The sequence below is a fragment of the Bacillus sp. UNC41MFS5 genome (assembly GCF_000686805.1).
This window is the reverse complement of sequence record NZ_KK366020.1, coordinates 275,875-293,464: the sequence shown is the minus strand read 5'-3', so window position 1 is coordinate 293,464 and position 17,590 is coordinate 275,875. Positions and strand designations below refer to the sequence as shown.

General features: G+C 41.9%; 18 protein-coding genes. 11 read left to right on the top strand and 7 right to left on the bottom strand.

Going from position 1 to position 17,590, the window contains the following annotated elements:
• The first annotated feature begins 141 nt into the window (after positions 1–141).
• A complete protein-coding gene (locus BR30_RS0130165; protein ID WP_026568295.1) occupies positions 142–1,617 on the top strand; it encodes an MDR family MFS transporter in 1,476 nt (491 codons plus the stop codon).
• Between the two features lie 223 nt (positions 1,618–1,840).
• Entirely contained in the window at positions 1,841–2,044 is a 204-nt protein-coding gene (locus BR30_RS36350; RefSeq protein ID WP_081825629.1) for a CotD family spore coat protein, read from the top strand.
• A 382-nt stretch (positions 2,045–2,426) separates the two neighbouring features.
• Here the strand turns inward: BR30_RS36350 and BR30_RS38265 are convergent, their stop codons facing one another.
• Complete coding sequence (locus tag BR30_RS38265; RefSeq protein ID WP_155928953.1) at positions 2,427–2,603, bottom strand: hypothetical protein; 177 nt, start codon at positions 2,601–2,603, stop codon at positions 2,427–2,429.
• 291 nt (positions 2,604–2,894) lie between these two features.
• Here BR30_RS38265 and BR30_RS0130150 point away from each other — a divergent pair, with 291 nt between their 5' ends.
• Positions 2,895–3,512: a DUF47 domain-containing protein gene (locus BR30_RS0130150; protein ID WP_026568293.1), complete on the top strand. Its 618-nt coding sequence runs from the start codon at positions 2,895–2,897 to the stop codon at positions 3,510–3,512.
• A gap of 41 nt (positions 3,513–3,553) precedes the next feature.
• Here BR30_RS0130150 and BR30_RS34905 read toward each other — a convergent pair whose 3' ends face one another.
• Both BR30_RS34905 and BR30_RS0130140 read right to left on the bottom strand, forming a co-directional pair.
• Complete coding sequence (locus tag BR30_RS34905) at positions 3,554–3,784, bottom strand: hypothetical protein (RefSeq protein WP_098571463.1); 231 nt, start codon at positions 3,782–3,784, stop codon at positions 3,554–3,556.
• Positions 3,777–4,640, bottom strand: coding sequence for a ParM/StbA family protein (locus BR30_RS0130140; RefSeq protein WP_026568292.1), 864 nt, complete (start codon positions 4,638–4,640; stop codon positions 3,777–3,779). Before BR30_RS0130140 ends, BR30_RS34905 begins: the two co-directional genes overlap by 8 nt.
• A 235-nt stretch (positions 4,641–4,875) precedes the next feature.
• Here BR30_RS0130140 and BR30_RS0130135 point away from each other — a divergent pair, with 235 nt between their 5' ends.
• The 3 genes from BR30_RS0130135 (at position 4,876) to BR30_RS37095 (ending at position 7,236) form a co-directional block, all read left to right on the top strand.
• Entirely contained in the window at positions 4,876–6,411 is a 1,536-nt protein-coding gene (locus tag BR30_RS0130135) for a multicopper oxidase family protein (RefSeq protein ID WP_035446383.1), read from the top strand.
• Positions 6,412–6,532: 121 nt separating this feature from the next.
• Positions 6,533–7,003, top strand: coding sequence for a hypothetical protein (locus BR30_RS0130130; protein ID WP_026568290.1), 471 nt, complete (start codon positions 6,533–6,535; stop codon positions 7,001–7,003).
• Between the two features lie 44 nt (positions 7,004–7,047).
• On the top strand, positions 7,048–7,236 hold the full coding sequence (locus tag BR30_RS37095) for a hypothetical protein (RefSeq protein WP_155928949.1): 189 nt from the start codon (positions 7,048–7,050) through the stop codon (positions 7,234–7,236).
• Positions 7,237–7,301: 65 nt separating this feature from the next.
• Here BR30_RS37095 and BR30_RS0130125 read toward each other — a convergent pair whose 3' ends face one another.
• The gene (locus BR30_RS0130125; protein WP_442853012.1) at positions 7,302–7,721 is read right to left on the bottom strand and encodes a hypothetical protein; all 420 of its coding nucleotides are present in this window, start codon (positions 7,719–7,721) and stop codon (positions 7,302–7,304) included.
• A gap of 141 nt (positions 7,722–7,862) precedes the next feature.
• On the opposite strand from BR30_RS0130125, the gene BR30_RS37565 reads away from it, so the two are divergent.
• On the top strand, positions 7,863–8,000 hold the full coding sequence (locus BR30_RS37565) for a hypothetical protein (RefSeq protein WP_197032440.1): 138 nt from the start codon (positions 7,863–7,865) through the stop codon (positions 7,998–8,000).
• Positions 8,001–8,066: 66 nt separating this feature from the next.
• On the opposite strand, the gene BR30_RS0130115 is transcribed toward BR30_RS37565, so the two are convergent.
• On the bottom strand, positions 8,067–9,662 hold the full coding sequence (locus tag BR30_RS0130115; protein WP_026568288.1) for a WG repeat-containing protein: 1,596 nt from the start codon (positions 9,660–9,662) through the stop codon (positions 8,067–8,069).
• A 191-nt stretch (positions 9,663–9,853) separates the two neighbouring features.
• Between BR30_RS0130115 and BR30_RS0130110 the strand changes: the two genes are divergently transcribed.
• The 4 genes from BR30_RS0130110 (at position 9,854) to BR30_RS37090 (ending at position 15,904) form a co-directional block, all read left to right on the top strand.
• Complete coding sequence (locus BR30_RS0130110; protein WP_035446382.1) at positions 9,854–11,485, top strand: hypothetical protein; 1,632 nt, start codon at positions 9,854–9,856, stop codon at positions 11,483–11,485.
• 119 nt (positions 11,486–11,604) lie between these two features.
• The gene (locus tag BR30_RS0130105) at positions 11,605–11,898 is read left to right on the top strand and encodes an RNA polymerase alpha subunit C-terminal domain-containing protein (protein WP_026568286.1); all 294 of its coding nucleotides are present in this window, start codon (positions 11,605–11,607) and stop codon (positions 11,896–11,898) included.
• A 637-nt stretch (positions 11,899–12,535) separates the two neighbouring features.
• Positions 12,536–15,508, top strand: a complete 2,973-nt coding sequence (locus tag BR30_RS0130100) for a DEAD/DEAH box helicase (protein WP_026568285.1) — start codon at positions 12,536–12,538, stop codon at positions 15,506–15,508.
• Positions 15,509–15,760: 252 nt separating this feature from the next.
• Positions 15,761–15,904, top strand: a complete 144-nt coding sequence (locus BR30_RS37090) for a hypothetical protein (protein WP_155928947.1) — start codon at positions 15,761–15,763, stop codon at positions 15,902–15,904.
• 143 nt (positions 15,905–16,047) lie between these two features.
• On the opposite strand, the gene BR30_RS0130090 is transcribed toward BR30_RS37090, so the two are convergent.
• A complete protein-coding gene (locus tag BR30_RS0130090) occupies positions 16,048–17,100 on the bottom strand; it encodes a hypothetical protein (protein ID WP_026568284.1) in 1,053 nt (350 codons plus the stop codon).
• Between the two features lie 92 nt (positions 17,101–17,192).
• Positions 17,193–17,510 carry a hypothetical protein gene (locus tag BR30_RS0130085; RefSeq protein WP_026568283.1) on the bottom strand — a complete coding sequence of 106 codons (318 nt, stop codon included), beginning with the start codon at positions 17,508–17,510 and terminating at the stop codon, positions 17,193–17,195.
• Between the last annotated feature and the right edge of the window lie 80 nt (positions 17,511–17,590).

Sequence of the window (17,590 nt, the reverse complement as noted above, 5' to 3'; positions counted from 1 at the left end):
ATTTGGACCTCCCATGAATAAATTTTTTCTTGACAGATCGGTGGAAAAGAGATAAATTTTTGTTTAAACATTGTTTAAAACGCTGTTTAATTAATAGCTTAGATTGAAGATTACGTTTTTAGAAAAGGAGATGAATTTCGTATGTCAACAAAAATAGAAAATAATAATGAGGCCTTTTCTATTAAAACCATCATAGGACCAATGCTAGCTGTCATTGTGGGTATGATAATGGTTATTCTTGATAGTACGGCGATGAATGTTGCGCTTCCTGGAATAGTAAAAGATTTTAAATCTGATGTTTCGACCATGCAATGGTCCATAACAGGTTATACCCTTGCATTATCAGCTGTCATTCCTTTAGCTGGCTGGATGACAGACCGATTTGGGGCAAAAAAGATATTTTTAATTACGATTGCCTTGTTTACGCTCGGTTCCGTACTATGTTCTATAGCCCAAACCCCTGAACAGCTAATCCTCTATCGGGTGATTCAAGGTCTGGGTGGAGGAATGGTTGCCCCAATAGGAATGGCCATGATTTTCCGACTAGCTCCTCCAGAAAAAATGGGGGCCGTCATGGGAACACTTGGGATTCCGATGCTATTAGCACCGGCACTAGGACCTGTTTTAGCAGGATATCTTGTAGAATACGTTACTTGGCACTGGATTTTCCTTATAAACTTGCCAATCGGTATTATTGCCATTCTGGTTGGAATAAAATTTTTACCGAATGTTGAGCGTAAGACAGTTCCAACACTTGATTTTTTAGGAATCCTTTTAGCACCTATTGCCTTCTCCATGCTTGCCTATGGAGTAAGTGAAGGGGGTAAGAGTTGGACTTCATCGGAAACTCTGACTGGATTAATTGTAGGTGGAGCGGCTCTCCTCATTTTCATCTTCGTCGAACTTCGTCAAAAGCAGCCTTTATTAGAGCTGAGAGTTTTTGGATCACCTGACTTTAGAAAAGGTATTGTGATCACATGGATTTCCCAAATTGCATTATTTGGGGTTATGATTATTGTCCCGTTATTTTTGCAAACCGTTAGAGGTTACGGTGCTTTAGATACTGGATTAATTCTACTTCCACAAGCTCTTGCATCAGGTGTTATGATGCCAATCGGAGGGCGTTTATATGATAAAATCGGTGCTCGTCCTTTAGCCATAACAGGCTTGTCTATTATTACTGCAGCGCTATTTATGCTTTCACGAATTTCTATGGATACCACTACTGGATTTATCATTACATGTTTAGTGATGATGGGAGCAGGTATGGGACTATCCATGATGGCGATTAATACCCATGTTCTTCAATCCGCTCCAAGACATCTTGTTGGTCGTGTCACACCATTAACGACAGCAGCTCAACAAGTCATGGTTTCATTTGCAGTAGCAGGTATGACTGGGTTCCTAACATCAAGAATTACTGATCATATGACAGCAACAACTAGCCCCATTGAAGCAGCTGTTGCTGCCTATGGTGACACGTTCCTTCTAGCTGCAGGGATTGCGTTAGCTGGTGCACTTTTAGGAACCATCCTTAGTAGACCAAAACAACAGCCGGACCCTGCATCAGATGATGATTCAAATGATGCGAAAGTCGCCATGATGGCAGGGCATTAATAAGAAAAAGGGATGACCTTTTCTCGATAACGGGAAAAGGTCATTTTTCATTTATATCTAAACTTGTACTTCAACTATCTTGCCTTTCAGTCGAAAAGAAGCAGTTTTATAGAGGAAGTTTCCTCCGAATGAGATCCTGGATGTGTCATTGTTTAGGTAAATGGAGATTAATCGGACTAAAAACGACAGGTCCTATTGGAAAAAATAGGTACCAAACTAATCCATACAATATGTTAAGACAAATATATTTAATAAAGTAGTAACGCATCTACATCCTTCTCACACGACTACAGTCAACAAGCAAATGATTAATCATCAACACTATTTTCCACATACCGAATCAGTTGTAAATGAATGCTGTGAAACACATACGATGTGCGGTATGCCACATAATCCTTGTTGTCCTCCAGGGCCATTTGGATTCTAGTCGCATTTAACCTCCCCTTTAGGGGGGATTTTTTCTTATCCGAAAAACAACCATTAATGCGAAAACTGTTGGCCTTCCTGTTTGTTTGGCTTTTATGAAGTAGCGATTCCGCCGATTTGGACATGAATTCCGCCAAACTGTGGAGTGATTCCGCCCAATTTGATGCGGATTCCGCCAATCTGGGATGTAATTGTGCCAACTTTACCTGCTTTTCCGCCAGACCCCTTTTAAGTTACACCATCTCTTCTAAAGCTAGAACTATCCAATAAAAAAAGCCTCACACTGGAGGCTATTTTTTTTGGTACGATTTATTAAAGGGAAAGTAATGTCATTTGTTGACCCCCGTGATCCCGTTCGCTTCTAATATTTCTTGTGCTGTTATTCAATGTTCTGAGGCGATATTTTCAATTTTTTCGCCACTTTTCACCTGATATGTATATTCCTGAATAAATGCAGTATTGGTGGAGCTGGCAAAAAAGCTGAGTACGACGGTAAAAATGCCCGTCACGACAAGTTTTTTTACTGCGCTATGTTGAATCCATTGGTTAACTTGTGACACATATGTATTCCAATTAGTCCGAATGTCTTTTAGGAATCCTTTGACATCTAATACATGCCGAATATCAAAATAATTGACGCCTTGATAATATCCGCATTTTTCTGTCGCAACTTTACTGTTTTTTCAGAAATAACTTATTGAAAATCCATTCGGCAATCTTTATTGTCGAGCAACTATAGGACGTAAGCCGTTACAAGTTGTCCAATTGCTGCATTTAATATAGTAATTGCATTTGAAATCGCTTTGTCAAAGGGTTTTATAACTATTAATTGGATAATTCGGGGTGGTAAATTGATGGCAAAAAAGAAAGACAGGTTCTTTAAATATTTACTTAGAATGTCTTTAAATTTAAAAGCAAGTGCGCACTACTTTGCTGACTATAAATTAAAAACTGTTAGTGATCTTGTCATTTTTTCTGAGAAGATGAAAGAATTTGAGATTTACGGAGATACCATGGTACATGATCTCATCAGCGAACTGAATAATGCTTTCATCACTCCCATTGAGCGTGAAGATATTTTGGCTCTTTCCATAACCATGGATGATATTTTGGACGGTTTATACCATACAGCTGCTCTATTTGAAATGTACTCTATGGTAGAAATGGACGATTATATGCTTACATTTGTGGATTCGATCAAAAATTGTGTAACCGAAATTGATGCAGCTATTGAACTCCTATCAGCAAAGAAAATGCTACATTTAAGAGAACACACCATTAAAATTAAAGAAATGGAGTCTGATTGCGACCACATTTTGCGGGATGCCATTAGACATTTGTTTACCTCCGAGAAAGACCCTATCCGAATTATTAAACACAACCAAATCTATGAAGGTCTAGAGGAAATTGCTAACAGCTGTAAAGCGGTCGCTAATTCGTTGGAAACCATTATTATGAAGAATGCTTAACACAGATAATCGATTCCAAAAAAAAGACCCCAGATTGGGGTTCATAAACCAAAGCTTTTCAACTTCGACTTGTCGATCGGTTTTTCCTGTTTCATTCCCTTTTCATGTTCTTTACGAATGATTCCAACACCTTGTTCCATATCTCGTTGGATCAGGCGTTTGATATATGTGGCAAACTGAATATACTGGTTACAATGTTCGAGAAGCTCTCTTTCATAGGGGTCATCCAGGTTGAAAGGGACCGACTTGACCTTACGATTCAGTTCATTCATCGGCAAAGACCGCTTTCCCCATAGAATAATATCCGAAAGCGTTGGCATATTGGGGACTGTATACTCTGGGTCCGCTCGCCCGGTAGAGCACGGGTTTGATTAGCTGGATATTTTTAAAATGCCTTTTAATATATGGATAAAGATATTCAGCAATTCCCCCGCAAAGATATGTCGGGTCGACCAAGTCCCATTTGCCTCGAAGCTCCGCCAGGATAGCCTCTGCCATTTGTTTTTCTGTTATGTCTATGTGCGTTTCAGCCCCGAAAGCAAGGGTCCCGCTTTTCCTGTCAATAAAATAGCCATCTTCCACTCTTAAATAGTTGAAGGTACTACTTCCAGCGTCGATGATGTTCGCAATGTCATCCGGCCTATCCTCCATGCTGAAGTATGCACCCGACCCTTCAGGTGCGACCTTCACGTCATCGATGGTAAATGTTTTCTTTATATTATTTACCGTGATTGTGTGTGACCCTTTCAGCATCTTCTCAATCATTTCCCTGTCTTTATCCACCATGCCTCGGATTGGCTGCCCAATCACTACACAATTCCCTCTTATTTTGCCATACTGATGAACGGCCACTAGTACTCTGATCTTTGTTTCTTCATGCGCTTTCGAAATATCTCGCGGCTCTCTTATTGCATGGCATTCCCGCCAGGCAATATTCCCCAAGAACAGCTTCTCGTCTTCATACTCGACGATGAAGTCCCCGGCTTCCATTTGGTCGCCTTCAGCATTCACCAAATGAAGATGGCGGTAAGGTCCAATGGTTGACCTAAACTTAAACACCTGGTCCCTCGTTCTTCCTTTCACCTCGTAGGCGCCTGCATCGATCGCTAAAATCCATTTGAGATCCATTTTCCCTACCCCTTTGAACAATATTGTGATTATACCTATATGTCACATCTAACCTAATTTCAAACCTAGTATATGAGCGGAGTACCACATGTGACACACACGTGTCATACAAATTGTTAGTGTTACGCTTTTTTCTACGTGGGTTAGGCCATTTCTACCGAATTTGATATATTCTCAAAATCTGCGTCATAAAGTACTGTGATGACAACCTGATCAATCGAAGGGAGTGTATCATTTGAAAAATCTCTCTAAATTTATAGATGAACTCCCGATTCCTCCTATTTTAAGACCCCGATGGAAAGACCAATCTTATACTTATTATGAAGTGAAGATGACGGAATTTAAGCAATCACTCCATCGTGAGTTGAATGATACAACCGTTTGGGGCTACGAAGGCAGTTATCCGGGGCCGACGATTGAGGTGGAAAGCGGCGAAAATGTGTATATCAAATGGATCAACGATCTTCCAGATAAGCATCTCTTGCCGATCGACTATACGGTTCACGGCGCCCATAAGGATGTGCCGGATGTCCGGACAGTTGTGCACGTTCACGGAGCTTGTGTGGAATGGGAAAGCGATGGCTACCCGGAAGCTTGGTTTACGAGGGGATTCGAAAAAGTGGGGCCTTATTTTAAAAAGCAAGTCTATCACTATACTAATTGTGATCATGCCAGCACTCTTTGGTATCACGACCATGCCCTCGGGATTACGAGGCTTAATGTGTATGCTGGATTGGCGGGATTCTACCTGGTCAGGAGCCAACGGGAGCGGTCTTTGAATTTACCAAGCATGCCATATGATGTTCCGCTTGTTATTCAGGACAAAACTTTCCATCAAGATGGTTCTCTTTTTTACCCGAAGCAGCCGGAAAAACCTGTCCCGGGATTAGACACATCGGTCGTTCCTGAATTTTTTGGCGATACCCTTTTGGTGAATGGCAAAGTATCTCCCTTTTTAAAAGTAGAACCGCGTAAATATCGCTTTCGGCTCCTCAACGCCTCTAACAGCCGCTTCTTTCGGATGAAGCTGGATTCGGGCCAGCAGATGTATCTGATTGCAACCGAACGAGGTTTGATGCAGCAGCCGATGGGGGTCAAAGAACTCCTGTTATCACCGGCCGAACGGGCTGAGGTGATTATTGATTTTACCAACCTGGAGGGTAGGAAGATTATCCTGACTAACGATGCGCCTGCCCCCTTTCCAAGTGGAAATCCAGTGGATGAGCAAACGGGGAGCGTGATGCAGTTTCAAGTGACACTCCCTTTGTCCAGTGTTGATACGAGTATGATTCCGGCTTATATGGTGCCTTATCGGTTGATGAATGAGCAGTCCGCTTCCAAGTCACGATACTTAACTTTAAATGACAGTATGGATAAGTACGGTCGTCCATTGATGTTATTGGATAATAAACAGTGGGATGACCCGATTTCCGAAAATCCAAAGTTGGGCTCCACCGAAATCTGGTATCTGATTAACTTATCTCCGGATTCCCACCCGATTCACATTCATTTAATTGAGTTTCAGGTCCTAGATCGGCGGGGGGTTGATGTAGATTGGTTTAACAAGAATAAAACAATCCATTATACGGGTCCAGAGATTCCGCCCGAACCCCATGAACGAGGCTGGAAGGATACTGTTCGCGCCGACCCGAAACAGGTCACGCGGATTATGATGAAGTTTGGTCCTTTTACAGGATTATATGTCTGGCATTGTCATATGCTGGAGCATGAGGATTATGAAATGATGCGGCCGTTTATTGTGATCAGGTAAGCTGAGGCAGTGTGTGTTTCCCATACTGCTTTTTTTGCATGCTTGCAAGCAAAAATGGTGATTTTTTAAAGGCATTCCCCCATTTATTTGCATATGGATATAGTGAATGGAGTGAAATACAGTGAATGCTCAAACAGAAAAGACAAAGGCAGCCAAGGAAAATAATCATTCTCAAACAGAAAATTCAAAGGCAGCCAAGGAAAATAGTCCTTCTGAAAATGAAGAATTGATTGCACAGCTTGAAAAGCAAGTGACCGTTGCCGTCTGGATTCAATTTATTGGTCAAATCATGGAGGCATATTATTTATCTAAGATTATGTTGGTTAGCGAGGAAATCAGAGAGGATGCCAATGAGAGACAAATATTACTGGGAGCATGGATTCAAACCGCGGGGCAATTTTTAGAAGGTATTGGTACGACTCAACAAACTTTATCGGACGAAGAAAGTTTGACGTTGGAAGCCCAACGAATCACCAATATCGGGGATTGGCTGCAATCTCTAGGGACTACTTTGGAAGCAAACGCAGGTACACAAATTATTCTTGAGGAAAAAAAGAAAAAAGAAGTGGAAGAGGAAGAGTTTATCCCCTAAAGAGATTTAGCTTTAAACTACATTGAAAAAGGAAATGGTTATAAATGGATCAATCGTTATTCAAAGAAAATGATGTAAGACGGATATTTTTACGGCCTCATGTTTTTGGTTACCATCATTTCCACTTTGGGGGACCCTTTTTCGGTGCCCCTTACTTAGGGGGATGGTATGGCAGCCCCTATTCATATGGTTATGGTTACCCTTATTATGGTTATGGTTATCCTTACTATTAGTGGTGGACTCTAAAAATCCAGGTGATCCAGCCTGGGTTTTTAGAGAATCCTACTGAAAAACTGAATCATTTTTTTAAAAGTTTATTTAAAAATCTTTTCGCTAGTAGGAAAACCCAAGAAATTGCTGCGAACGCTATGAAAAATACTACGTATCCCCACAATCCCACAATCGCATCTTGAAATTCCATGTGCCCTCTATTCGTGATCGCTTGTTGTATCTCTATCGCAAAAACTAAAACTACCATAAATGTAAAAGTATACAGGAATGATAGGATTGTGATTCCATAAGGCATTTTAGAGACAATTTTAGAAAAAATAAGGACAACCACAAAGACAAAAATGCCGATAATACCCATAATCCAAAAATGTAAGTCTTTATCGTTTAAACCAAGATTTAAATAATCATTTGTATATAGTTGAATAAAATCATGGATATTATTTAAAAGCTCCGTAAGCATGAGAATGATGTCTTTCAATGTAACCACTCCTTCATTACATTGTAGAATACTATTGATAGCAATGCCAACCCAAATTTCACCATTGTCATTTTCTGTATTTTTACAGGTATAAGAGAATGATAGTTTGGCCATAATGATGATAGTTTCAAAATCGAGGGGGTAACGAGGATGAAGGAGAATACATTGTTATTGTCTGAGTATGTGAATGAAGAAGGTTTTGAGCTTAACAGCTATTTAACGCACTTATTTGAATATTTTTCTAGTCTATCAAAAACTGAAGCTGCAAAGATCGAGCCAACCCCGTGATTGATTGAGGGGCTGGCTCTTTTTTGTTCTTGTTTAACTCGGAGATGCCTAAGCCGGTGAATGTTATTAATAGTAGATCAATTTAATGACTACTTTTCCTTTCTTATCAACAAAGCCCGCTTTTCCGTTTTTCTTCACGTAAACCAGACCCTCTTTGAAATTCCCTACTTCCTGATACTGAGGAGTGATAACGACTTTCCCCTTATCATTGATAAATCCATATTTGCCTTTATAGGAAACTAGAACTAAGTAATAACCGCTTTTGTAAAAAGGCTCCATTTCGCTGTATTTTGGCTTGACTAGGACTTTACCTGAAGAAGTCAGGATGCCATATTTAAATGCTTGCTTCACTCGAATCAAACCTTTGTGTTCCAATGGATCTAAGCGATCATACTTCGGCTTCACGATGACTTTTCCTGTGCTATTCAGCGCGCCCTCTTTGTTATTTTCTTTAAAAATAATAAAATCACCCGTAAACTCACCATCACGATAAGTTGCGAGTCTCATAGAGTCATAGGTTGGCTTGACAATAACCTTGCCCTTATCATTAATAAAACCATACTTATTCTCTTGCCTAATAATCGCTAAGCCTTTTTTATTAAACAAACTAATCGAGTCATAGTTGAAATCGAGAATGACTTGACCCGTTTTATTAATGACGCCATATTTCCCGTTTTTCACGACCACGGCTGCATTCTGCCAAAATTCATAGAGCGAACTTCCATCACCATCGTAGGCTTCCTCATACTGTTGTGGAATGATCATTTTTCCATTTGTATCGAGATAGCCCAACTTCCCATCTGTTATTACCGGTGCCAGACCCCTTCTAAACACACTAACCGAATCATAAACCGGTTCAGCAATCATTTTCCCCTTTCTGCTAATGAAGCCCCATTTTCCATTTAATCTGGTTTGAGCAAACCCATTAAAAATTTCAGATATTCCATCATATTTAGGTGTAACGATGATTTGACCACTTGTGTTAATGATCCCAGATTTCCCATTACTTTTAACTTTAAATAACCCATTTGTAAAAGGATTTATGGATGAATAAGCTGGTGTTACGATGATTTTTCCCTGCTTATTGATTAAGCCTAACTTATTCTCTTGGGAGAAGGTAAATACGCCATTGGTGTTATCTGTAATCTCATCGTATGTTGGCGATAAGACAACCTTTCCTTTGGTGTCGATGATTCCATATTTACCATTGCTTTTGTAATAGGCAACCCCATTGTCAAAATCGCCAATGCTTTCATATTTGGGTTTCACAATGGTCTTACCGCTAGTTGAGATCAATCCATATTTACTATTCTTTTTAACTATGATTGGATTGGTTGCGCCACTTTCCGCATACTCATACTGCGGTTTGACAATCACTTTTCCCTTTTGATTAATAAACCCGTATTTCGTCCCCTTTTTCACGCGCAACAAATTGGTCCGCTTGGTTTGATTGATCTGGTCATATAGCGGTTTAATCGCTATCTTCCCTTTTTTATTCAACATTCCATATTTACCATTTTGCTTAAATAAGACGAGACCATTGATAAATTCAGTGCCCAGAACCTTCTTACTGCTTGCAGCATATGTAGGTGATTGTGCTGTACCCATGAGCAAGCTAAATAGAATCATAGCAACGAGCCAAACTTTTAAATGACTTTTCATATGCATCCTCCTTTTCATCCAAATTATAGCATTTTATTTCTAAATTTATCCATCTCTATTTTTTGAGTTCTTTTGGTGTCAGGCACCATGTGAATTCTTCACATGGTGCCTGACACCGATTTTTTGGGTATAATAGTGGAATATGGTTTTTTATTTAAAATTGACTGGATTTGGTAAAGGGGGTTGTGGCTTTGGAGTCGACACCTGCAAGTGAGAAGATTGAGCTTTTTGGGGATCAGGTACGGGAATTGCTGCACCCAACGGTGACGGAGGATGCTCGGCTGGTTCAGAAAGGTTTGATGCTGTACCGGCAAGGGCTGGTGAAGCAGTTACAGATATGGGATAAGCAGATTACGGCGACGGTTCAGGATGTGACGCCGTGTTATGTGAAGTTGAATTTTGAGTTTTTGTCGCAGAGTGAGTGTTCGTGTCCAGCGGAGGGCTTTTGCCGGCATCAGATGGCGGTGTTTTTTGGTGCGTATGCTCGGGCCGGTAGTGTGACTGATTGGGCAGCCGAGTGGCGCGAGCCGATGCAGGAGTCGAAGTCAATTTCGAGCTGGGGTTTGCAGACGGCGAAGGATTTGATTAAGGCGAATGGGTCGTCAAAGCCAGATTATGGGCGCTGGGTTCATTCGTTTGAGGTCAGTTTTGACACGTTGCTGGCGACGAAGAAGTACACGAGTGCGTATGTGATTCCGGAGTTGTTTGGAATTTATGAGCGCCGGATTCATGCGAGTGCGCCGGTGGAGCAGGAATGGCGCTTGCTATATGAGTTGGTCGGGATTGTCGTATCGTTTCGGAAGTTGGCTCGGCTGAGTGATCAGCTGGGTCATGATGATGATACGGTGAGGCGGGCTTATTTGCATTTGTTCCATAATTTGATGGATGATGCCGAGGAGCTATCGATTAAGATTGGCACGCAGTCGCTGCCGTTTGATTTTGATGAATTTGTTGATAAGTTGCGCGCGGACACGTTTGAGCTGCTGACCTGTACACAGGGCTTAGAGTATGAGCGGATTTTCTTGTACCGGCTGTTGTGGATTCATTTTTTCAAAAAGAAGGCGTGGCGTGAAGAAGAGTTGGTGAAGATTCAGACACGGGTGAAGGAGCTCCAGGATTGGGAAAGTCCGGCACCATTGATGCTTGCTGGGATTCATTTGAATTTCTTGCTTGGGGATGATGAGGCGGCCCTGAAGTTGGTCCGGCCATTTAGTGATGCCGAGATTGCGCCATATCTGGTGTTTTGGATTGAGTATTTATCGGGGCTGAAGGCGTGGAAGCGTGTCGGTGCGGTGGTTGAGTTATTTTTGCAAAAAGTGAAGGGTTATTTGGAGTGGCTCGGCGGTTATCATAGTTGCGCGACGTTTGTGCGAAATGCGCTGCGAGCGGTGGCGCCTTATTGTGCCGAAAGTGATAGGGTCGATTTGTATGAGCGAGCCATGCTGGCAATGCTCCCGTACAGTTTTGGCGATTATGAATTGGTGTTGTTTGAGCGGAAGCAGTATGACCGCTGGGGTGAGCTGCAGGCGTTTATTGGTTTGGATTATTATGAGTTGCCGAAGGACCGGTTGAAACTGATTGAGAAGGAGCAGCCTGAGGTGCTGCTGGGGATGCTGCATCAGACGGCGCAGAAGGAGATTGATCAGAAGAACCGGGCCAGTTACCGCTTGGCGGTTCGGCACTTGAAGAAACTGCGGACGCTTTATAAGAAGTTGAAACGGGTCGATGATTGGGAGTATTTCTTGGAAACGTTACTGGAGCGGACGAAGCGGCTGCGGGCGTTTCATGAGGAGTGTAAACGGAGTAAGTTGATTGAGGGTTAGCAGTAAGAAGGTGCCGATTCCTGCTGGCACCTTTTGTTTTTGGCTTTTTGCTTAGTCCTAGCGGGTTCGCATGATTTGAAAAACCAACCGATATATCATGAAAAAGGAGACATTTTACAATGGCCACTTCCGAAAAAAGTTTAAGGACTTGCGATCAAGGACACAAATTTTATAAAAGCAGCGACTGTCCGACCTGTCCAACATGTGAGAAAGAACGCAAACCTGCCGATGGATTTCTTTCCGTACTCTCAGCACCAGCAAGACGGGCATTAGAAAACAATGGGATAACGACTTTGCAGCAATTATCAACGTTTACTGAAAAAGAGGTTTTGCAATTTCACGGTATGGGACCTGCTTCTTTACCTAAACTTAGATTAGCTTTGAAGGAAAATGGGTTATCATTCAGGGGCTAAAATTACAACCGGTACTGGATTTGTAAAGTCGCCATACCTTGATGCATATATGAAGCTCGCCAATGTGCTGCGGGCTTTTTTTCGTTTTTATTTGCTGGAGCTGGTTCATTGGTGCCATTTTGACTATTTTTATACTTTAAATAGGGTTCGGTATCACTTTAAAGTGATCTATTTTAATCCTGGACATCCCGCTTGCAAGATAATTCAGGCATCGCCCTCCTCTAACCACACATTTTTGGGTATAATAAAGGAATATGGATTTTTCTGTGAAAATTATTGGTGACCCTTGGTGTCATTTTTGGTGTCATTTTTGGTGTCATTTTTGGTGTCAGGCACCGCCCGTGGACACTTTTTGAAATTCTGTCCATTTGTCACGGACATTTTCTTGTTTTGTATGGATTTTATTTAGGTATATGGATATTGATTTATATATTATTTTTGTTTTGTGCAATTTCCGTTGGATTTAGTGCAATTTTATTATGGTTTTGTACGAAATTTAGGAGCTTTTGTGCAATTTTTTATATGTTTTGTACGATTTTCAAGGGGTTTTGTACAATTAGACATTATTTGGAAACCAACAGCTAGTAAAATAGCCTATTATGATGTTCTCTCCCCCACTAAAAGGAGTTTTGTATTGATGCTTAAAACAAGGTTTATGAAATTGCTGACAACTAAAATCGGGGAAGGTCGTTTTCTTCTTACTGCTGAAGATGAACAAGGGCGTGTGATGAGCCCGTTTAGGTGGAAGAATCTCGTTTTCAGCAATCATGAGGAAAGCTTCTTTGGAACGCTCCTTGAGTCGGAGACCATGGACGGTGTCGAAGGTATTGTTGTGAGCAGTTGGCATTTGGTCTCGCTTTTTGCCAAAGAGTCATTTAATCGATTTATCGAATGGGATTGGAATGAGCAATCCGAGATTTGTCTTGCGGCTGGCCTTGCGCTTTATGAAGGAATCCTCGAAAAAGATTGGCTGCCGGACTTTTCGGTCTGGGAGCATGGCGATTTCCGCTGGAAACTTCCTGAGCGCGTCAAGGATGAGTTCGACCCATCGTTTTGGGAGCAAATGATTGAAGAACCCGGTATCGATGATGATTCGACGGACCTCAACCTTGGGATCGCCGGTTCCCCTCTTGGAACAACGAAAAACTACATTTCCGACTTGTACAATGACGCCCTTGATGGCTACTTGACGCGGAATGCCGCGATGAAGGAGCTATTTGGACCAAAGCTTGATTTACTCCGGAAGCAAAATATTTCCGGCAGCGAACTCGCTCGTTATTTTGATGAAGAAAGCTGGCTGGAATGGGTCGGGATTAAGGAAAGCGACACGCCGTTTACAATTGGGCTTCGCCTTGATGAGCCGCTGGATGGTGAAGGCGCGTGGAGCCTGGATTTATTTTTACGAGGAAAGAAAAATGTCGATGATGTTTATGACGTTGAGGGTTCCGCGAAGATCCCGGCGAAGTGGCGGCCATTTTTGGAAAAAGTCGACCGTGAGCGGGAACGCTGGGTCCGTTTGATTCCGTGGTTAGGCGAAGACGGCTTTTTCAAAACGCATCTGAGTGAGGAAGAAGCGTGGATGTTTTTGACTGAGGCGAGTGAGACGTTGGTAGCCTTGGATGTTGAAATTCTCCTCCCTTCTTGGTGGCAGGCGATGAAAAATGCTAACTTGAAGGTGAAAGCATCGCTGAAAGGTACCTCGAGCCACCGGCCATCCTTTGTTGGGCTCCAAGCCATGCTTGATTTTAACTGGCGCTTTTCGATGAATGGTGTCGACTTGTCCGAAGATGAGTTTGGGAAACTTGTCGAGGAAAAAAGACGGCTTGTCTTTATTCGCGGCCGCTGGGTCAAGCTGGACCCGCAGTTTATTCGACAAATTCAGGATATGATGAAACGGGCCGAAAAAGAAGGCTTGCATGTCCGCGATTTGCTGGAGCAGGAATTGATGGAGTCAGAAGCAACCGAAGATGAGCTCGAAAATCCAAAGGCATTTGCCAAAATTCAAATTGAGTTGAACCGCCAATGGAAGCAGATGATCAAACAGCTGGCGGAAGTGAACGAAATTCCAATGGAGGAGGTACCGTCTGGATTGCAGGGGGAACTACGTCCGTACCAGCAGCTCGGCATGAGCTGGCTCTGGTTCCTGCGCCAATATGGATTCGGCGCCACCCTTGCAGACGACATGGGACTCGGGAAAACCGTCCAGCTCCTCTCCTACTTATTGAAGGTGAAAGAAGTGGTCGGGGATGAGTTGACTTTGGTGCCTGACACCGTAAAAGAGGTGAAAAAGCGCCGCAAGAAGGATGAAGATGCGGCCGCCGAGCCTGCTGCGGCGAAGGTTCCTACCAAGGCTGCGCTGATTATTTGCCCAACTTCTGTGCTTGGAAACTGGCAGAAGGAAATTGAGCGGTTTGCGCCGGAGATGAAGGTGTATCTGCATTACGGGTCGAATCGTCTGAAAGAGGAAGCTTTTGTCGAGAAGGCGAAAGATGCGGATATCGTTTTGACTTCCTACGGGCTTAGTCATATCGATTTGGTGGAGTTTGAATCGCTGATATGGAGCACGATTTCAATCGATGAAGCACAGAACATTAAGAATGCCCAGACCAAGCAGTCGAAGGCAGTACGCAGGCTGCGCGGACGCCATCACATTGCCCTGACTGGGACACCGATGGAAAACCGTTTATCCGAACTGTGGTCGATCTTTGATTTTACCAATCATGGCTACCTTGGCAGTTTGGGGCAGTTTCAGAAAAAGTTCGTGATTCCGATTGAAAAAGATGAGAAGAAGGAAAAGGTGCAGCAGCTGCAATCGTTGATACGGCCGTTCTTACTGCGCCGCACCAAAAAGGATGAGGAAGTTGCGTTGAATCTCCCTGACAAGCTGGAGCAAAAGGAATATTGTCCGCTTACGGCTGAACAGGCGTCGTTATACGAGCAGCTCATCCATGATACGTTCGCAGAAATTGAAAAACTGTCTGGCTTTGAGCGTAAAGGGTTAATTTTACAAATGCTAAGTCGGTTGAAGCAGTTGTGCAACCACCCTGCCCTCTATCTGAAGGAAAAGTCAGCTGGGCGCGAACTTCTTGAGCGTTCGAATAAGTTGGAGAAGCTTGTCGAACTGATTGATGCGGTTTTAGAACAGGGCGAAAGCTGTCTGATTTTCACCCAATATATCGAAATGGGTGAAATGATTCGAAGTACATTGAAGAAGAAATTTGGCATCGAAGTGCCGTTTTTGAACGGAAGTGTGCCGAAAGTAAAGCGTGACGAGATGATTGAGCAGTTCCAGAACCAGGAGTTCCCGGTGTTCTTACTGTCACTGAAAGCAGGCGGAACCGGGCTGAATTTGACGGCGGCCAATCACGTCATCCACTATGATCGCTGGTGGAATCCGGCAGTTGAGAATCAAGCTACAGACCGCGCCTACCGTATCGGGCAATCTCGTTTCGTCCACGTGCATAAGATGATTTGCACCGGAACACTTGAGGAAAAGATCGACGCAATGCTGGAGAAAAAGCAATTCCTGAATGACCAGATCATCCAAAGCGAAAACTGGATCACCGAGTTATCGACAGATGAACTTAAGGACTTGGTGTATCTGGGGTGATGTTCATGGTGTGGTGTCAATGGTGTGGTGTCAGGCACCGCAATGTTATAAAGAGGATAAAACCGCAATGGTTTTATCCTTTTTTTGTTGGTATTTAAGCTTGTAATGGTGGTAAGATATTTGCCTTAACTCTCTCATTTTTCTGTATAATTTTGCTATTCCGCGTATTTTGTAACCGCTTTTATGTGAACGGATACACAAGTATAATAAGGATATAAGAATCCATTAACCCACTATAAGGAGGAATTTGTGATGCTTACAGACTTTTTGTTTGAACTTAAAAACTGGTGGTTTGGCGAGTCATTTGATGAAGTCGAGGAATTTGAACGACTTGAGTCAAAACATACCAGGGTTCATCATGATGAAAATATTTACGAGATTATCCGTGTCCATTAATTCACTTTACGATTACAGGCCTTCTAAATATAGAGGGCTTTTTTTTAATGAAAAAATACTAATCTTTATAATTGCTCAAGGGCAAAGTTGGAAATAAGCGTTAGTACAAAACAAGAGATTGGATGCTCCAATCTCTTGTTTGTTTATCTAATCTTTGATTTTAGTACTTGAAAGAATTTCTGTGGTTCATCAAGACGGAGATGGGCTTTGGTTACTTTTTTCTTAAATCCATAAATGAACCTCGCTTCGACAGGATGAAAGAACTCTACTTCAAACTGGGGTTTTTCTTTGAAAAAATCAGCCAGGACTGCGTCGAAAATTTGTTTTGACTCCTCTTTTGTTACTGTTTCAGGTCCATCATAAGGATAAATATCTTTAATTTCCTGTAGCGGTACGATTAACTGTTTTATGATTCCAACCTGCAGATACAGATGCCGGTCCGTAATCATGATTGGGCAATGCCGAATCGCTTGGATTTCTGCTAGAAAAAATAACAAGGTATACACATTTAATACGAGCGCGATGATGGCAACCAAGGGACTCCACGAATGAAGGAGAAAATGAAAACCGACAGATTCCAAGACCAGTGCATGGATCAGCATAACGTATAGCGTGATTGTGCCGGTTTTTTTATGGTAGGTGTACATGCGTTCATCGAGTATGGTTGGTTTTCTACGCCAAGAAAATAAGCTGTAATAATACATCTTCACATCAGAGAAAAAGATCTCTTGGACCCTAGATGATTTAAGGTGCTGATCCCATGCTTGTTCCATTCGATACGAAAAAGTGGGAATTTCGATTTCAGACTTACGGTAACTTTTGACGATTGCAGGTATTTTTGCCAGCAATTGAATGACGACGTAAAGCTCGAGCAGGAAAAAGGCTGCCTCGACTGCTAGTAAGATATATTTTACAAAGGAATAGGATGATAGGAGGTGATGCGGAATCACTAGGACCGCAACGCCGTATCCGGCAATCATCACTGGGAGTATATATTTTAGGGAGTAGTGTTTTCTGATGATGAAGAAGTACACGAGTAACGGTATGGTGATGATGAAATCAAGTAAGGAACCTATGGCCATTCCTGTTGGGAGAGGTCCTAAACTTTCAAGACGGTAGATTAATAGATTTGAGCCGATTACTAAGGAGAGGATGACAGTGAACCAAAGCCACTTATTTTTCGAAAGAGATATCATTGCTACCTCCTGAATAATTACGTTGATACTGTAATTTTAACATAAATATCCAATTATTGAGATTGTAATGTTTCTAAAATAGTGAAAAATAATCAAAAATAACTTCTATAATGAAATAACATTGCTCCAAGGTTAATAATGGTATAAACCAAGGAGGTGAGGAAAGCAAAATTGGGTGAAAACTCATACTTTTGCTGATCAACTTTAATCCCAGTGGTTCCTTGAACTGACACATCTAAATTTCTTGAAGTGTAACCCCCTTTTGAAGTAAAGAACCAGATAATTACCGTGACTGCTAATCCAATAAAGAATGAATAATCAATGAATTTTGAATGGGTATAATACGTTATGCCATAACTCAAACCTGTTAAAACTAATAAGGTAATAAAGATTGTAATTAATTTTTTCATTATTTCTTATCTCCCCCTTTTTAAACTAGTTTTCTGTACATACGTATTTTCCACGAAAAGGTTCCAATTTATGTTTTTTC